Source organism: Nocardioides daedukensis, from assembly GCF_013408415.1.
Taxonomy (GTDB): Bacteria; Actinomycetota; Actinomycetes; order Propionibacteriales; family Nocardioidaceae; genus Nocardioides; species Nocardioides daedukensis.
In genome coordinates, this window is record NZ_JACCAA010000001.1 from 345,897 (window position 1) to 361,102 (window position 15,206).

At 70.0% G+C, this 15,206-nt stretch carries 14 protein-coding genes; all 14 read left to right on the top strand.

What is annotated here, in order from left to right; translation table 11 throughout:
* Window position 1 precedes the first annotated feature (1 nt).
* The 14 genes from carB to fmt all read left to right on the top strand — a co-directional run bounded on the left by carB (window position 2) and on the right by fmt (window position 15,184).
* Window positions 2–3,364 carry a carbamoyl-phosphate synthase large subunit gene (gene carB / locus BJ980_RS01725; RefSeq protein ID WP_179500704.1) on the top strand — a complete coding sequence of 1,121 codons (3,363 nt, stop codon included), beginning with the start codon at window positions 2–4 and terminating at the stop codon, window positions 3,362–3,364.
* Window positions 3,361–4,407: a quinone-dependent dihydroorotate dehydrogenase gene (locus tag BJ980_RS01730; protein ID WP_179500705.1), complete on the top strand. Its 1,047-nt coding sequence runs from the start codon at window positions 3,361–3,363 to the stop codon at window positions 4,405–4,407. Before carB ends, BJ980_RS01730 begins: the two co-directional genes overlap by 4 nt.
* Entirely contained in the window at window positions 4,404–5,240 is an 837-nt protein-coding gene (locus BJ980_RS01735) for an iron-sulfur cluster-binding protein (RefSeq protein WP_179500706.1), read from the top strand. Before BJ980_RS01730 ends, BJ980_RS01735 begins: the two co-directional genes overlap by 4 nt.
* Window positions 5,240–6,070, top strand: coding sequence for a nitronate monooxygenase (locus tag BJ980_RS01740; protein WP_179500707.1), 831 nt, complete (start codon window positions 5,240–5,242; stop codon window positions 6,068–6,070). Before BJ980_RS01735 ends, BJ980_RS01740 begins: the two co-directional genes overlap by 1 nt.
* On the top strand, window positions 6,067–6,903 hold the full coding sequence (pyrF, locus tag BJ980_RS01745; RefSeq protein ID WP_179500708.1) for an orotidine-5'-phosphate decarboxylase: 837 nt from the start codon (window positions 6,067–6,069) through the stop codon (window positions 6,901–6,903). The genes BJ980_RS01740 and pyrF overlap by 4 nt, the downstream gene beginning before the upstream one ends.
* Complete coding sequence (locus BJ980_RS01750; protein WP_179500709.1) at window positions 6,903–7,349, top strand: hypothetical protein; 447 nt, start codon at window positions 6,903–6,905, stop codon at window positions 7,347–7,349. Before pyrF ends, BJ980_RS01750 begins: the two co-directional genes overlap by 1 nt.
* Window positions 7,350–7,471: 122 nt before the next feature.
* A complete protein-coding gene (gene mihF / locus BJ980_RS01755) occupies window positions 7,472–7,792 on the top strand; it encodes an integration host factor, actinobacterial type (RefSeq protein WP_179500710.1) in 321 nt (106 codons plus the stop codon).
* 4 nt (window positions 7,793–7,796) lie between these two features.
* A complete protein-coding gene (gene gmk, locus BJ980_RS01760; protein WP_179500711.1) occupies window positions 7,797–8,381 on the top strand; it encodes a guanylate kinase in 585 nt (194 codons plus the stop codon).
* 74 nt (window positions 8,382–8,455) lie between these two features.
* Window positions 8,456–8,782 (top strand): DNA-directed RNA polymerase subunit omega, encoded by a 327-nt coding sequence (gene rpoZ, locus BJ980_RS01765; protein ID WP_179500712.1) that lies wholly within the window; start codon window positions 8,456–8,458, stop codon window positions 8,780–8,782.
* Between the two features lie 76 nt (window positions 8,783–8,858).
* A complete protein-coding gene (gene coaBC, locus BJ980_RS01770) occupies window positions 8,859–10,097 on the top strand; it encodes a bifunctional phosphopantothenoylcysteine decarboxylase/phosphopantothenate--cysteine ligase CoaBC (RefSeq protein WP_179503697.1) in 1,239 nt (412 codons plus the stop codon).
* A 93-nt stretch (window positions 10,098–10,190) separates the two neighbouring features.
* On the top strand, window positions 10,191–11,393 hold the full coding sequence (metK, locus tag BJ980_RS01775) for a methionine adenosyltransferase (protein ID WP_179500713.1): 1,203 nt from the start codon (window positions 10,191–10,193) through the stop codon (window positions 11,391–11,393).
* A gap of 149 nt (window positions 11,394–11,542) precedes the next feature.
* Window positions 11,543–13,648, top strand: coding sequence for a primosomal protein N' (locus BJ980_RS01780; protein WP_343047632.1), 2,106 nt, complete (start codon window positions 11,543–11,545; stop codon window positions 13,646–13,648).
* A gap of 58 nt (window positions 13,649–13,706) precedes the next feature.
* Window positions 13,707–14,252: a peptide deformylase gene (gene def, locus BJ980_RS01785; RefSeq protein ID WP_179500714.1), complete on the top strand. Its 546-nt coding sequence runs from the start codon at window positions 13,707–13,709 to the stop codon at window positions 14,250–14,252.
* A complete protein-coding gene (fmt, locus tag BJ980_RS01790) occupies window positions 14,252–15,184 on the top strand; it encodes a methionyl-tRNA formyltransferase (RefSeq protein ID WP_179500715.1) in 933 nt (310 codons plus the stop codon). The genes def and fmt overlap by 1 nt, the downstream gene beginning before the upstream one ends.
* Window positions 15,185–15,206 lie beyond the last annotated feature (22 nt).

A 15,206-nucleotide genomic window follows, 5' to 3' on the forward strand; every position in this document is an offset into this window, starting at 1 on the left:
GATGCCGAAGCGCGAAGACATCAAGTCGGTCCTGGTCATCGGCTCCGGGCCGATCATCATCGGCCAGGCCTGCGAGTTCGACTACTCGGGCACCCAGGCGTGCCGGGTGCTCAAGGAGGAGGGCCTGCGGGTCATCCTGGTCAACTCCAACCCGGCCACGATCATGACCGACCCCGAGTTCGCCGACGCAACGTACGTCGAGCCGATCACCGCCGAGTTCGTCGAGAAGGTGATCGCCAAGGAGCGTCCCGACGCCCTGCTCGCGACCCTGGGCGGACAGACCGCGCTGAACTGCGCCGTCGCGCTCGACAAGGCCGGCGTGCTGGAGAAGTACAACGTCGAGCTGATCGGAGCCTCGATCGAGGCCATCGATCGGGGCGAGAACCGGCAGGAGTTCAAGAAGATCGTCGCCGAGCTCGGTGGCGAGTCGGCCCGCTCGGTGATCTGCCACTCGATCGACGACCTGCTCGAGGCCGCCGACGACCTGGGCTACCCGATGGTGGTCCGCCCCTCCTTCACGATGGGCGGCACCGGCTCGGGGATGGCCTACAACGAGGCCGACCTGCGGCGCATCGGCGGCTCCGGCCTCGCCGCATCGCCCACCACCGAGGTGCTCCTGGAGGAGTCCATCCTCGGCTGGAAGGAGTACGAGCTCGAGGTGATGCGCGACAGCGCCGACAACTCGGTGATCGTCTGCTCCATCGAGAACCTCGACCCGATGGGCACGCACACCGGTGACTCGATCACCGTCGCCCCGGCGATGACCCTGACCGACCGCGAGTACCAGAAGATGCGCGACCTCGCGATCGGCATCATCCGGGCCGTGGGCGTCGACACCGGTGGCTGCAACATCCAGTACGCCGTGAACCCCGCCGACGGGCGCCTGATCGTCATCGAGATGAACCCCCGGGTGTCCCGGTCCAGTGCCCTGGCGTCGAAGGCGACCGGCTTCCCGATCGCCAAGATCGCCGCGAAGGTGGCCATCGGCTACACCCTCGACGAGATCCCGAACGACATCACCACCCGCGCCGACGGCGGCAGCACCCCCGCTGCCTTCGAGCCGACCCTCGACTACGTCGTGGTCAAGGTGCCCCGGTTCGCGTTCGAGAAGTTCCCCGGCGCCGACCCGGTGCTGACCACCCACATGAAGTCGGTCGGCGAGGCGATGGCGATCGGCCGCAACTTCACCGAGGCACTGCAGAAGGCGCTGCGCTCCTTGGAGAGCAAGGACGCGGTCTTCGACTGGAGCCACACCTGGGTCGACCTGGACAAGGAAGCGATCCTCGCCGAGGCAGCCGTTCCGCACGACGGCCGGCTGCGCAAGGTGATGGACGCGATCCGTGCGGGAGCCACGCTCGAGGAGCTCTTCGAGTCGACGAAGATCGACCCCTGGTTCCTCGACCAGCTGGTGCTGATCAACGAGATCGCCGGCGAGATCGCGGGCGCCGACGGGCTGAGCCCGGCGCTGCTGCGCAGGGCGAAGCGGCACGGGTTCTCCGATGCCCAGATCGGCAAGATCCGCAACATGTCCGCAGCCGTGGTGCGCGGTGTGCGCCACGCCCTCGGTGTCCGCCCGGTGTTCAAGACGGTCGACACCTGCGCGGCCGAGTTCGCCGCGGCCACGCCCTACTACTACTCCTCCTACGACGAGGAGAGCGAGGTCCTCCCGCGCCCCGAGGGCAAGGAAGCTGTGATCATCCTTGGCTCCGGTCCCAACCGGATCGGCCAGGGCATCGAGTTCGACTACTCGTGCGTGCACGCCAGCATGGCGCTCAGCGCCGCCGGCTACGAGACGATCATGGTCAACTGCAACCCGGAGACGGTCTCCACCGACTACGACACCTCGGACCGGCTCTACTTCGAGCCGCTGACCCTCGAGGACGTCCTCGAGATCGTCGACGCGGAGCGCGCCGCAGGACCGATCGCCGGTGTGATCTGCCAGCTCGGTGGACAGACCCCGCTCGGCCTGGCCCGCGGCCTGGAGGAGGCCGGCGTCAAGATCGTCGGCACCTCTCCGACAGCGATCGACCTGGCCGAGGAACGCGGCGCCTTCGGCCGGGTCCTGGCCGAGGCCAACCTGCCGGCTCCCAAGCACGGGACCGCGACCACGTTCGGCCAGGCCCAGGAGATCGCCAACGAGATCGGCTACCCGGTCCTCGTCCGGCCCTCCTACGTGCTCGGTGGGCGTGGCATGGAGATCGTCTACGACGACAGCGCGCTCGAGGCCTACCTCGAGAAGTACGTCGCCAACGGGCTGATCAGCGAGGCGCAGCCGGTCCTGGTCGACCGCTTCCTCGACGACGCGGTCGAGATCGACGTCGATGCGATCTATGACGGGAACGAGCTCTTCCTGGGCGGAGTGATGGAGCACATCGAGGAGGCCGGCATCCACTCCGGCGACTCCTCCTGTGCGCTGCCGCCGATCACTCTGGGCAGCTCGGAGGTCGAGCGGATCCGCCAGTCCACCAAGGCGATCGCCGATGGTGTCGGCGTGCGCGGGCTGCTCAACATCCAGTACGCCATGGCATCGGACGTGCTCTACGTCCTCGAGGCCAACCCGCGCGCCTCGCGCACCGTGCCATTCGTCTCCAAGGCCACCGCCACGCCGCTGGCCAAGGCTGCGGCCCGGGTGATGCTCGGTGCCTCGATCCAGGACCTCCGCGACGAGGGTCTCCTGCCCGCACACGGCGACGGCGGGCACCTGCCCGACGGGTCGCCGATCGCGGTCAAGGAAGCGGTCATGCCGTTCAACCGGTTCCGCACGCCCGACGGCACCATGGTCGACGCGGTCCTCGGCCCGGAGATGCGCTCGACCGGCGAGGTGATGGGCTTCGACGCCAACTTCGGCTCGGCGTTCGCCAAGGCCGAGGCCGGTGCCTATGGCTCGCTGCCGCTCAGCGGCAAGGTCTTCGTGTCGGTCGCCAACCGCGACAAGCGACACATGATCTTCCCGATCAAGCAGCTCGCGGAGATGGGCTTCGAGATCCTGGCCACCGCCGGCACCGCCGAGGTGCTGCGCCGCAACGGGGTGACCGCCTCACTGGTCCGCAAGCACTACGAGGGCGAGGGGTCCGACGGCGAGCGGACCGTCGTGGGACGCATCCACGACGGCGAGGTCGCACTGGTGGTCAACACGCCTCACGGCACCACCAGCGGCGGATCACCGCGCCTGGACGGCTACGAGATCCGGGCAGCCGCGATCATGACCGACATCCCGTGCATCACGACGATCCAGGGACTCGGCGCCGCCGTGCAGGGCATCCAGGCCATGCGGGCCGGCGAGATCGGTGTCCGATCGCTGCAGGACTGGGCCACGGTGATCGGCCGGGCGAAGACCGAGGCCGGCAGCAAGGAGCGCGGGTGAGGCCCTACTCCCTGCTCTTCGACCACCTGCTCACCCGCACTGATCCCGAGCAGGCGCACCACGCTGCGTTCGCCGCGATCCGTGCGGCTGCGCCTCTCACCGGGAAGGGTTATCGACGACTCGTGCCCGACTGCTCGGTGAAGGCACTGGGACTCGACTTCGCCAACGTCCTGGGACTGGCCGCCGGCTTCGACAAGAACGCAGTCGGGATCGACGCCCTGGCCGCGCTCGGATTCGGTCACGTCGAGATCGGGACGGTCACCGGCGAGGCACAGCCCGGCAACCCCAAGCCGCGCCTGTTCCGGCTCACCGACGACCGCGCGATCGTCAACAGGATGGGCTTCAACAACGACGGTGCCGAAGTGGTGGCTCGACGTCTTGCCGAGAGGCGACGCGAGCGGGACCGCCGCCACCAGGGACACGGACCGATCCTGGGCGTCAACATCGGCAAGACCAAGGTGGTGCCGGAAGAGGACGCGGTCGCGGACTACGAGAAGTCCACCCGGTTGCTCGCACCCGAGGCCGACTACCTCGTGGTCAACGTCAGCTCGCCGAACACCCCGGGGCTGCGCAACCTCCAGGCCGTCGAGAAGCTGGAGCCGCTGCTCACCGCCGTACGCCGCCAGGCCGACGCGGTTGCCCCGAAGCGGGTGCCCCTGCTGGTCAAGATCGCCCCGGACCTGGACGATGACGACGTGCTCGCCGTCGTAGACCTGGCCAGTGCGACCGGTCTCGATGGGATCATCGCGACCAACACCACGATCTCGCGCGATGGGTTGGCCAGCCCGGCGGGTCGGGTCGAGGCGGTCGGTGCCGGCGGACTCTCCGGGCGACCCCTGACGCAACGCTCGCTGGAGGTGCTCCGGTTGCTCAACCAGCGCACCGACGAGCTGACCCTGGTCTCGGTCGGTGGCATCACCACCCTCGAGGATGCCCTCGCCCGGCTCGACGCCGGTGCCACCCTGCTGCAGGGCTACACGGCCTTCGTCTACGAGGGCCCGATGTGGCCGCGCACGATCCTGCGGGGGCTGGCCGGCCGATGAGCAGCGCTCGTGATCCTCTCCACGTCACCGGTGAAGTGCTGTCGGTGAAGAGGATCGGTGCCTATCGTCACCTCACCCTGGTCGCGCCCGGTGTCGCCGAGCGCAGCCGCCCCGGCAACTTCGTCGCGGTCTCGGTCGGGGATCTCCGGCCGCGCAGTCACCAGACCCGCCTCAGCTATTGGATCCACCGGGTCCGCAACACCGGCAGCCACGGCGCCACCATCGAGATCATCGTGGAACCGCGCGGCGCTGGTTCGCAGTGGCTCACCGGGCTCGGCCAGGGCAGCCGCGTCGACCTGACCGGGCCCCTGGGCCGCCCGTTCGCCCAGCCCAAGGAGCCGGTGAGCTGCCTGCTGGTCGGGGAGGGGCACTCCGCGGCCCCGCTGTTCCCCCTGGCCGAACGGCTGCGGGAACGCGGTTGCGTGGTGTCGATGCTGCTGGCCGCCTCCGATGAGCAACACCTCCTGGCTGCCCTGGAGGCCAGACGCTCCGCCCGGTCGGTCACGGTCGTCACCCGCGACGGCTCGGTCGGACGTAGCGGCCGAGTCGCCGACGTACTCCCCGAGCTCCTGGCCCAGGTGGACGCCGACGTCGCCTATGCCGCGGGATCGGTGGAAACCCTGCACGCGGTGGCCGCCGCGGCGGAGGCACACGGTGCCTGGAGCCAGGTCGCGCTCGAGCTCCCGCAACCCTGCGGCACCGGCCTCTGCAACGGCTGTCCGCTGCCCGTGGTGGGGGAGGACGGCGTCGCACGCATCGTCCGCGCCTGCCACGAGGGCCCCGTGGTCCGTGGCGACCGGGTGCGCTGGACCGCCCTGCTCGAGGGCGCCTGATGGACCTGGGCGCACTCACCCTCAACCCACCCGTCCTGGTCGCCTCCGGCTGCGGCGGCACCGGCCGCGAGCTCGACGCGCTCGGCGGGCTGGCCGGCCTCGGCGCCTTCGTCACCCGCTCGATCACGCTCGACGCACGCGAGGGCGGCCCGGCGCCGCGCATCGTCGGCACCCCGTCGGGCCTGGTCAACGCGGTCGGCCTGCAGAACCCCGGCATCGACCAGTTCCTCGCCCGGGAGCTGCCCTGGCTCGCCGCCCACGACGTGCCCGCGATCGTCTCGGTCGCCGGTTCCAGCATCGGTGAGTACGCCGATCTCGGCCGTCGGCTCGGCCGGTCCCCGGGGGTGGCCGGCATCGAGGTCAACCTGTCCGTCCCGGACGCGGCGGGCCTGAACATCTTCGACGCCCGCGAGCCGTTCTCGGCAGCGCGCGTCATCGCCGCAGTCCGGCGAGACCTCCCGCGTGGAATGCCGGTGCTGGCCAAGCTCGGCCCGCAGTCGAACCGGATCGGCGAGAGCGCCCGAGCCGTGGCCGAGGCCGGTGCCGACGCGGTGGTGGTGACCAACGCCGTGCCCGCACTGATGCCCGACGGTCGACCCGGGGGACTGAGCGGACCCGCGATCGGGCCGCTGGCCCTGCGCTGTGTGTACGAGGTCCGTGTGGCCCTGCCCGACCTGCCCGTCATCGGGGTCGGCGGCATAGCGTGTGCGGCCGACGCCCGCGCCTTCCTGGCAGCCGGTGCCTCAGCCGTCCAGATCGGCACCGCCCTGCTCCACGACCCCACCACCGCCGTGCGCATCGCGGCCGAACTCGGAGGAGACCCTTCATGACCAGCACCACGTTCGGAGCCCGCTTCCGCGAGGCGCTCGAGACCCGCGGTCCGCTCTGTGTAGGCATCGACCCGCACCCCGGTCTGTTGGGGGACTGGGGCCTCGACGACACGGTCGAGGGCCTGGAGAAGTTCGCGCTCACGGCCGTCGAGGCGGTCGCCGGGGAGGTGTCGCTGCTCAAGCCCCAGTCCGCCTTCTACGAGCGGTTCGGAAGCCGCGGGATCGCGGTGCTGGAGCGAGTCATCTCCGATGCCCGCGCCGCGGGGGCGCTGGTCCTGCTCGACGTGAAGCGTGGCGACATCGGTTCGACCTCGCAGGCCTATGCCGACGCCTACCTCGACCAGTCCTCGCCGCTCGCCGTGGACGCGATCACTGCCAGCCCCTATCTGGGCTTCGGATCGGTGAGCCCGATGATCGAGACCGCCCTGCGCAACGATGCCGGCGTCTTCGTCCTCGCGCTGACCTCCAACAAGGAGGCTCCCGAGGTCCAGCACGCCCTCGTCGAGGGTGGGCGCAGCGTGGCCGGCACCGTGCTGGACCACCTGGCTGCCCTCAACCAGGGCGCTGAACCCCTGGGGTCGATCGGTGCGGTCGTCGGCGCCACCATCGGCGAGACGGGGGAGTCCTTCGACTTCAACGGCCCGATCCTCGTGCCCGGGGTGGGCGCGCAGGGCGGCACGGTCGACGACGTACGCCGGATCTTCGGCGCTGCGGCCCGCAACGTGACCCCGAGCAGCTCACGCGGCCTGCTCGCCGCAGGACCGTCGGTGAGCGCCTTCCGGGATGCCTGCCGCCGCGCCAACGACGAGTTCCGCGTGCTCGCAGGCGCCTGATGCGCAGCCTCGCCCTCGCCCTGGTCCTCGTCCTCGTGACGGGGGTCGCGTCAGCCTGCTCCGAGTCGGAGGACGACCGGCGAGAGGCCTACTGCGAGCAGGTGAAGAAGGACAGTGCCGAGCTCACCCGGATCACCGACGAGGGTGGACAGTCAGCCTTCGTGACGGCACTGCCGATCCTGGACGGTCTAGCGGAGAAGAGCCCGAGTGACCTCAAGGACGAGTGGCAGGCACTGACCAACGCCCTGCACGGACTCGACGACGCCTTGAAGGAGACCGGCCTCGAGCCCGCAGACGTCGACGGGGAGCTCCCGGACGGGTTGAGTGCCGCGGAGCGTCGTACGGTCATCGGCGCGGCGTCGGTGCTGGCTTCTGACGAGGTCCTTGCGGCCACGGAGGGCATCGAGCAGCATGCGCTCGACATCTGCGGCACGGCCCTGCTCTGATCGTGACTGAGGGGGAGCCCGCGCACATCGGGACCAGTGCCCCCTGCGTTGCCGAATCCGTGACGCTGTGACTAGATTGACCACAGTCCGACCCCCTGAATGAATGACGAGGACCTGTTCCCGTGGCCCTGCCCCAGCTCACCCCCGAACAACGTCAGGCCGCACTGGACAAGGCGGCCGCGTCGCGTCGGGAACGTGCCGAGGTGAAGAACCGGTTGAAGAACTCCGGTGCCTCGATCGTCGACGTTCTCCGAGAGGGCCAGACCAACGAGGTCGTCGGCAAGATGAAGGTGATCGACCTGCTGCAGTCGATGCCGGGCCTGGGCAAGGTGCGGGCCCGCCAGCTGATGGAGCGGTTGAGCATCGCTGAGAGCCGCCGCGTCCGCGGCCTCGGCATCAAGCAGGTCGCGGCCCTCGAGGCCGAGTTCAGCTCGCGGGGCTGACGCCGTGAGTGAGCCCACCGCGACGGGCACGCGTGCCCCCGCGCGCCTCGTCGTACTCGCCGGTCCCACGGCCGTCGGCAAGGGAACCGTCGCGGCCACCATCCGCGAGGACCACCCGGGCGTGTGGATCTCGGTCTCTGCGACGACTCGCCCGGCCCGACCCGGCGAGGTCGACGGCGTGCACTACCACTTCGTGTCCGACGCCGAGTTCGACGCGATGATCGCCGAGAACCAGCTGCTGGAGTGGGCGGTGGTCCACAAGGCCGCGCGCTACGGCACCCCTCGGCGCCCGGTCGAGGAGGCCCTGGCCGCTGCACGGCCCGCCCTGCTGGAGATCGATCTCCAGGGTGCGCGGCAGGTCAAGGCCAACATGCCCGAGGCACTCTTCGTCTTCCTGGCCCCGCCGTCGTGGTCCGAGCTGGTGCGACGCCTGGTCGGTCGCGGCACCGAGGACGAGCGCGAACGGGAGCGCCGACTCGAGACCGCGCGCATCGAGTTGGCCGCCGAGGCGGAGTTCGACGTCACCATCGTGAACCATGAAGTTCACGATGCGGCGCAGGAGTTGGTAGCCTTGATGAAGGCCCAGTGACTTCCAGCCTGCCCATCGGCTGCTGAGTGGCCGAATTCTGTTCCATCCATCGACTTTCTGTGAGGCGTGTGCACGTGTCTGTCCCCACCGGCGAGGGTGTCACCAACCCCTCGATCGACGATCTGCTCACCAAGACGGACTCCAAGTACAAGCTGGTCCTCTACAGCGCCAAGCGCGCTCGGCAGATCAACGCCTACTACTCCCAGCTCGGTGAGGGTCTCCTCGAGTACGTCGGCCCCCTGGTCGACACGCACATCCAGGAGAAGCCGCTCTCGATCGCGCTGCGCGAGATCAACGAGGACCTGCTGACCTGCGAGGACGTCGACCCCGCCGAGCTCGCCGCTGAGGAAGCCGCCGCCAAGGCCGCTGCCGCAGAGCCCGACTTCAGCGTCTCCGAGTAGTCCCACGCAGGTGCCCCCCGAAGCCGATGACATGACGGATTCCATCCACGGATCTGGTTCGGGAACCTCCCACGACATGGCCGCCTCCCCGACGGGGACGCGGCCACGCGTGGTTCTGGGTGTCAGTGGCGGGATCGCGGCCTACAAGGCCTGCGAGCTGCTGCGCCGGTTCACCGAGTCCGGTCACGACGTCACCGTGGTGCCTACCGCCGCCGCCCTCGAGTTCGTCGGCGCGCCCACCTGGGCAGCACTCTCCGGCAAGCCGGTCAGCAGCGAGGTGTGGGACGACGTACACGCTGTCCCGCACGTCAAGATCGGTCAGCAGGCAGACCTCGTCGTCGTCGCTCCGGCCACCGCGGACCTGCTCGCCAAGGCCGCGACCGGTCAGGCCCCGGACCTGCTCACCAACACCCTGCTCACCGCACGCTGCCCGGTGGTGTTCGCGCCAGCCATGCACACCGAGATGTGGGAGCACCCGGCCACCGCCGCCAATGTCGCCACGCTGCGCCAGCGCGGGAACATCGTGATCGAGCCCGCCGAGGGCCGGCTCACCGGCAAGGACACCGGCAAGGGCCGCCTGCCGGACCCCGCCGAGATCTTCGAGCTGAGCCTCGACGTCCTCTCCCGCGGAATCGGTGAGCCTGACCTCGCCGGGCGTCACGTCGTGGTCTCCGCGGGCGGCACCCGTGAATACCTCGACCCCGTGCGGTTCCTGGGCAACCGGTCCTCGGGCCTCCAGGGCATCGCCCTGGCCCGCACCGCAGCCGCCCGTGGTGCCGAGGTCACGCTGATCGCCGCGAACGTGACCCTGCCCGCGCCCGCCGGGGTCAAGGTCGTGGAGGTCTCCACCACCGCCGAGCTGCGCGAGGCCGTCGTCTCGGCCGCCATCGCTGCGGACGTGGTCGTGATGGCCGCCGCCCCGGCGGACTTCCGGCCCACCTCGGTGAGCGACGCCAAGATCAAGAAGTCCTCGGACGGGTCCGCCCCGAGCATCGAGCTCGCGCAGAACCCGGACATCCTCAAGGAGATCTCCCAGCATCGCTCTCGCGACGGCCAGGTCATCGTCGGGTTCGCAGCCGAGACCGGCGACGACACCGGCACCGTGCAGGAGCTGGCCGTGGCCAAGCTCGCCCGCAAGGGATGCGACCTGCTGGTCGTCAACGACGTCAGCGGCGGGGCAGTCTTCGGCAGCCTCGAGAACGAGGCAGTCATCCTGTCCGCCGACGGAGCCAGCACCCCCGTTCCCCGCGGGACCAAGGCTGCGGTGGCCCATGCGATCTGGGACCGGGCGGTTCGACTTCTCGACGGCGCCTGAGCGCCTTCGGCACACCGGTGGACATCGGAAACGTAACCAAGCCGATGGACTATCGTTCTAGGACCACACCAACGATCGGGAGTGAGTAGCACAGTGGCTGGACGTCTTTTCACGTCGGAATCAGTGACCGAGGGTCACCCCGACAAGATCGCTGACCAGATCAGCGACACAGTTCTCGATTTCCTCATGGCGAACGACTCCGACCCGGAGAACCTCCGCGTCGCCGTCGAGACGCTGCTGACCACCGGCCTCGTCGTCGTGGCCGGCGAGGTGCGCACCGACGCCTATGCGCCGGTGGCCGAGCTGGTCCGCAAGAAGATCCTCGAGATCGGCTACGACCACTCCGACAAGGGCTTCGACGGCACCACCTGTGGTGTCCAGGTCGCGATCGGCGGCCAGTCCGTCGACATCGCCGCCGGCGTCGACCAGGGCCACGAGTCACGTGTCGGCGACTCCGAGGACGACCTCGACAAGCGCGGTGCCGGCGACCAGGGCCTGATGTTCGGCTATGCCTGCGACGACACTCCCGAGCTCTTCCCGCTGCCGATCAAGATCGCGCAGACGCTCTCGGAGAAGCTCTCCGAGGTGCGCAAGAACGGCACGCTCGACTACCTGCGTCCGGACGGCAAGACCCAGGTCACCATCGAGTACGACGAAGAGAACACCCCGGTGCGGGTCGACACGGTGGTCCTCTCGACGCAGCACGCCGAGGGCATCGAGCACGCCACCCTCGAGGCTGACATCAAGAAGCACGTCATCGACGCCGTCCTGGCGACCTTCGACATCCCCTCCGACGACTACCGACTGCTGGTCAACCCGACCGGCAAGTTCGTCGTCGGAGGCCCGATGGGTGACGCCGGCCTGACCGGCCGCAAGATCATCGTCGACACCTACGGCGGCATGGCCCGCCACGGTGGCGGCGCGTTCTCCGGCAAGGACCCGTCGAAGGTCGACCGCTCGGCTGCCTATGCCATGCGGTGGGTCGCCAAGAACGTCGTCGCGGCTGGGCTGGCCCGTCGGTGCGAGGCGCAGGTCGCCTATGCCATCGGCAAGGCGCACCCGGTCGGTGTCTTCATCGAGACGTTCGGCACCGGCACCGTCCCGGACGAGCAGATCCAGGAAGCCGTGCTCAAGGTCTTCGACCTCCGCCCGGCTGCGATCATCCGCGACCTCGACCTGCTCCGCCCGATCTATGCCCAGACCGCTGCCTACGGGCACTTCGGTCGCGAGCTGGACGACTTCACCTGGGAGAAGACCGACCGGGCCGACGAGCTCAAGGCTGCAATCGGCGCCTGATCCCACACCAGAACAGATCACCGGTCCTTCGGTGAGACGGGCGCTCCCCGGTCGGAACTCCGGCCGGGGAGATCTCATTTGCCCGCGCGCACGGACCACGGCCGTACGCCGTCAACGCGCTGTCGGCGTCCACTGGTAGGAATACCCGGGTGAGCAGGCCACCTGAGAACGCCCCGGACGAGCAGCCCGAGCTGCTCGCGGGCATGGCGCGAGCGAGTGTGCGCGCCCAGAAGGGGCCTGCGAAGAAGTCGGTGGTGATCACCGAGGTGGATCCGGTTGCCCGGGTCCTGGTCGACCTGCCGCTCGCCCACCTGGACCGGCCCTTCGACTATGCCGTGCCACAGACGATGGCCGAGACGGCCGTGCCCGGTGCCCGGGTCAAGGTCCGCTTCGCCGGCCAGGACGTCGATGCATTCATCGTGGAACGCTGCCCGGTGAGTGAGCACGCCGGGCGCCTGCAGCCGTTGCGCCGAGTGGTCAGCCCCGAACCGGTGCTGGCCCGCCAGGTCGCCGAGCTCGCCGGTCAGGTGGCCCAGCGCTACGCCGGCACCCGGGCAGACGTGCTCCGGCTCGCGGTGCCTCCGCGCCACGCCACCACCGAGAAGGAGCCCTCGGTCCCCGCCGCCCCGGGACCGGTCACGGGACCTCGCCCCTCCGCAGGACTCAGTGAGTCCGAGGGACCCGGCCCGTCCGCCGGACCCGGCCCCTCCGCAGTGCCTGGGCCGGAAGGCTGGACAGAGCTCAGCCACGGTCCCGAGTTCCTCGGCGCCCTGGCAGCCGGCAAGTCGCCACGGGCGGTCTGGGCGCCGCCACCGGGCGCCCGGTGGCCACACCTGCTGGCGCACGCGACGGCGGCCTGCCTGGCGTCCGGGCGGGGAGCCCTGATCTGTGTGCCTGACGGCAAGGACGTGGCCCGCGTCTCGGCCGCCCTCGATGAGGTCCTCGGCCCGGATCAACACGTCAGCCTGATGGCGGACAGCGGCCCGGCAGCCCGCTACCGGGACTTCCTGCGGGTCTCGCGAGGAGCGGTCCGCGTGGTCGTCGGCACCCGCGCGGCCGCCTATGCACCGGTGCACGACCTCGGACTGGTCGCGATCTGGGACGACGGGGACGACCTCCACGCCGAGCCCAGGGCGCCCTATCCGCACACCCGCGAGATCCTGCTGACCAGAGCCGAGCTCGAGGGGACCGCAGCCCTGATCGGCGGTCACGCCCGCACCGTCGAGGCGCACTACTTGGTCACCACCGGTTGGGCAGTGGAGCTCAGCCCCGCGCGTGAGGTCATACGCCGAGCACTGCGGGTGAACGTGGCCGGCTCCAGCGACCACGACCTCGAACGCGATGCCCACGCACGGACCTCGAGGATCCCGCGACAGGTCTTCGAGGGCATCCGCGCGGCCCTCGAGACCGGCCCGGTCCTGGTGCAAACACCGCGCGCGGGATATGCAGCCACCCTGGCCTGTGAGCGCTGCCGGACCCCCGCGCGGTGCGCGGCGTGCCAAGGCCCGTTGCGCCAACCCCGTGCGGAGTCGGTCCCCGAGTGCGGGTGGTGCGGGACGGCCGCGGGGGACTTCCGGTGCCTCGAATGCGGACACCGCGGGCTGCGGGCACCGGTGCGCGGTGACGCGCGCACCGCGGAGGAGCTGGGCCGGATGTTCCCGCGCACCCTGATTCGGACCTCCAGCGGCGACCGGGTCCTGGACACGGTGGGCTCCGCGCCGGCCATCGTCGTGGCCACCCCGGGTGCCGAACCAGTCGCCACGCAGGGCTACTCCGCCGTGGTGCTCCTCGACACCTGGCTCGCGCTGGCCAGGGTGGACCTGCGCACGCCTGAGGAGGCCGTACGACGCTGGATGAACGCGGCCGCGCTGACCCGTCGCGGCGGCACCGTCCTGGTGGTCGGCGACCCGGCCCATCCGACGATCCAGGCGTTGGTGCGCTGGGATCCGGCGGGCTTCGCGGAGCGCGAGCTCGAGGAACGTCGTTCGGCCCACCTGCCCCCGGCCAGCAGGCTGGCCACCCTCACCGGCCCTGCGGGTGCCGTGGACGACGCCGTGACAGTGCTCACCCTTCCGGACGGGGCCGAGCTGCTCGGTCCGCTCGCCCTGGAGGACACCGACCTGGTCCGGGCTGTCATCCGCGCGCCTCGCCGGGCGGCCAATGCGCTCAGTGAGTCGCTCCTGGAGCTGCAACGGGTCCGGTCCTCACGCAAGCTCGACCCGGTCCGGGTGCAGGTCGATCCCTACGCACTGTGACCAGGACCGGCGCCGGTGCGACGTACACTGATCGGCGCACTCAACAGCAAGGAGCACCGTGGCAGTCCAGCCCATCCGCCTTTTCGGCGACCCGATCCTGCGCAGCCGCGCGGTGGAGGTCTCCACGTTCGACAAGGAGCTCCGCACCCTTGTCTCCGACCTGACCGACACGATGCTCGAGGCGCCCGGCGCCGGGCTCGCGGCGCCGCAGATCGGGGTCGGCCTCCGGGTCTTCACCTGGAACATCGACGGTGAGGTCGGCCACCTGGTCAACCCCACGCTGGAGCTCTCCGAGGAGCAACAGTTCGGAGCCGAAGGGTGCCTCTCGCTCCCCGAGCTGACCTATGACTGCCGTCGGGCGCTCTCGGTCGTCGCCAACGGATTCTCGATGCACGGTGAGCCGATCACCATCTCCGGATCCGAGCTGCTGGCGCGGGCGATCCAGCACGAGACGGACCACCTCGACGGGATCCTGTTCATCGACAAGCTCGACACCGAGGCCCGCAAGCACGCGATGAAGACAATTCGCGAGTCCGACTGGTTCGGCCTCGAGAAGCCCACGATCAAGGTCTCGCCCCACGCCACGAACGGATTCGGATTCTGATGCGCCTCGTCTTCGCCGGCACCCCTGAGGTCGCCGTGCCGTCCCTGGACGCGATTGCCGCCTCCGACCACGAGCTGGTCGGTGTGGTCACCCGCCCCGACGCCCCGTCCGGTCGAGGCCGCAAGCTCGTCGCGTCCCCGGTGGCGCAGCGCGCCGAGGAGCTCGGCATCCCGGTGCTCAAGCCCGAGCACCCGAAGGACCCTGCCTTCCAGGAGCAGCTGAGGGCGCTGGCACCGGACTGCTGCCCCGTCGTCGCCTATGGCGCACTGCTTCCGCAGTCGGCGCTGGACATCCCCGAGCACGGCTGGATCAATCTGCACTTCTCGCTGCTTCCCGCCTGGCGTGGTGCCGCACCCGTGCAGCACTCGATCTGGGCGGGCGACGAGGTCACCGGCGCCAGCACCTTCCGGATCGTCAAGGCTCTCGACGCCGGCGCGGTCTTCGGCCTGATGACCGAGACGATCCGTCCCACCGACACCGCGGGCGACCTCCTGGGCCGTCTGGCCGAGGGCGGGGCCCACCTCCTGGTGAGCACCCTGGACGGCATCGAGACCGGCACGTTGGAGCCCCGCGAGCAGTCCACCGACGGGATCAGCATCGCCCCCAAGATCCTGGTGGAAGACGCCCGGATCGACTGGACCCAGCCGGCGATGAGCATCGACCGCCAGGTGCGGGCCTGCACGCCGGGCCCGGGAGCCTGGTCGCTGCACGAGGGCGAACGGATCAAGATCGGTCCGGTCACCATCGACGAGACCCACGAACCCCTGGAGCCCGGGCTGGTATCGGTCGGCAAGAAGGCCGTTCACGTCGGCACGGGCACGGCTGCGGTGCGGCTCGGTGAGGTCAAGGCGTTCGGCAAGAAGCAGATGAACGCTGCCGACTGGGCCCGCGGCGTCCGCCTCGAGCCGGGCACCCGGTTCGGTGACCAGTGAAGTCGTCACAGTGAAGTTGCCC

Excerpts from the sequence above, each read along its gene's own strand:
- carB (WP_179500704.1), top strand. The coding sequence starts at position 2 with ATGCCGAAGCGCGAAGACATCAAGTCGGTCCTGGTCATCGGCTCCGGG.
- BJ980_RS01735 (WP_179500706.1), top strand. The coding sequence starts at position 4,404 with ATGAGCAGCGCTCGTGATCCTCTCCACGTCACCGGTGAAGTGCTGTCG.
- BJ980_RS01740 (WP_179500707.1), top strand. The coding sequence starts at position 5,240 with ATGGACCTGGGCGCACTCACCCTCAACCCACCCGTCCTGGTCGCCTCC.
- pyrF (WP_179500708.1), top strand. The coding sequence starts at position 6,067 with ATGACCAGCACCACGTTCGGAGCCCGCTTCCGCGAGGCGCTCGAGACC.
- BJ980_RS01750 (WP_179500709.1), top strand. The coding sequence starts at position 6,903 with ATGCGCAGCCTCGCCCTCGCCCTGGTCCTCGTCCTCGTGACGGGGGTC.
- coaBC (WP_179503697.1), top strand. The coding sequence starts at position 8,859 with ATGGCCGCCTCCCCGACGGGGACGCGGCCACGCGTGGTTCTGGGTGTC.
- fmt (WP_179500715.1), top strand. The coding sequence starts at position 14,252 with ATGCGCCTCGTCTTCGCCGGCACCCCTGAGGTCGCCGTGCCGTCCCTG.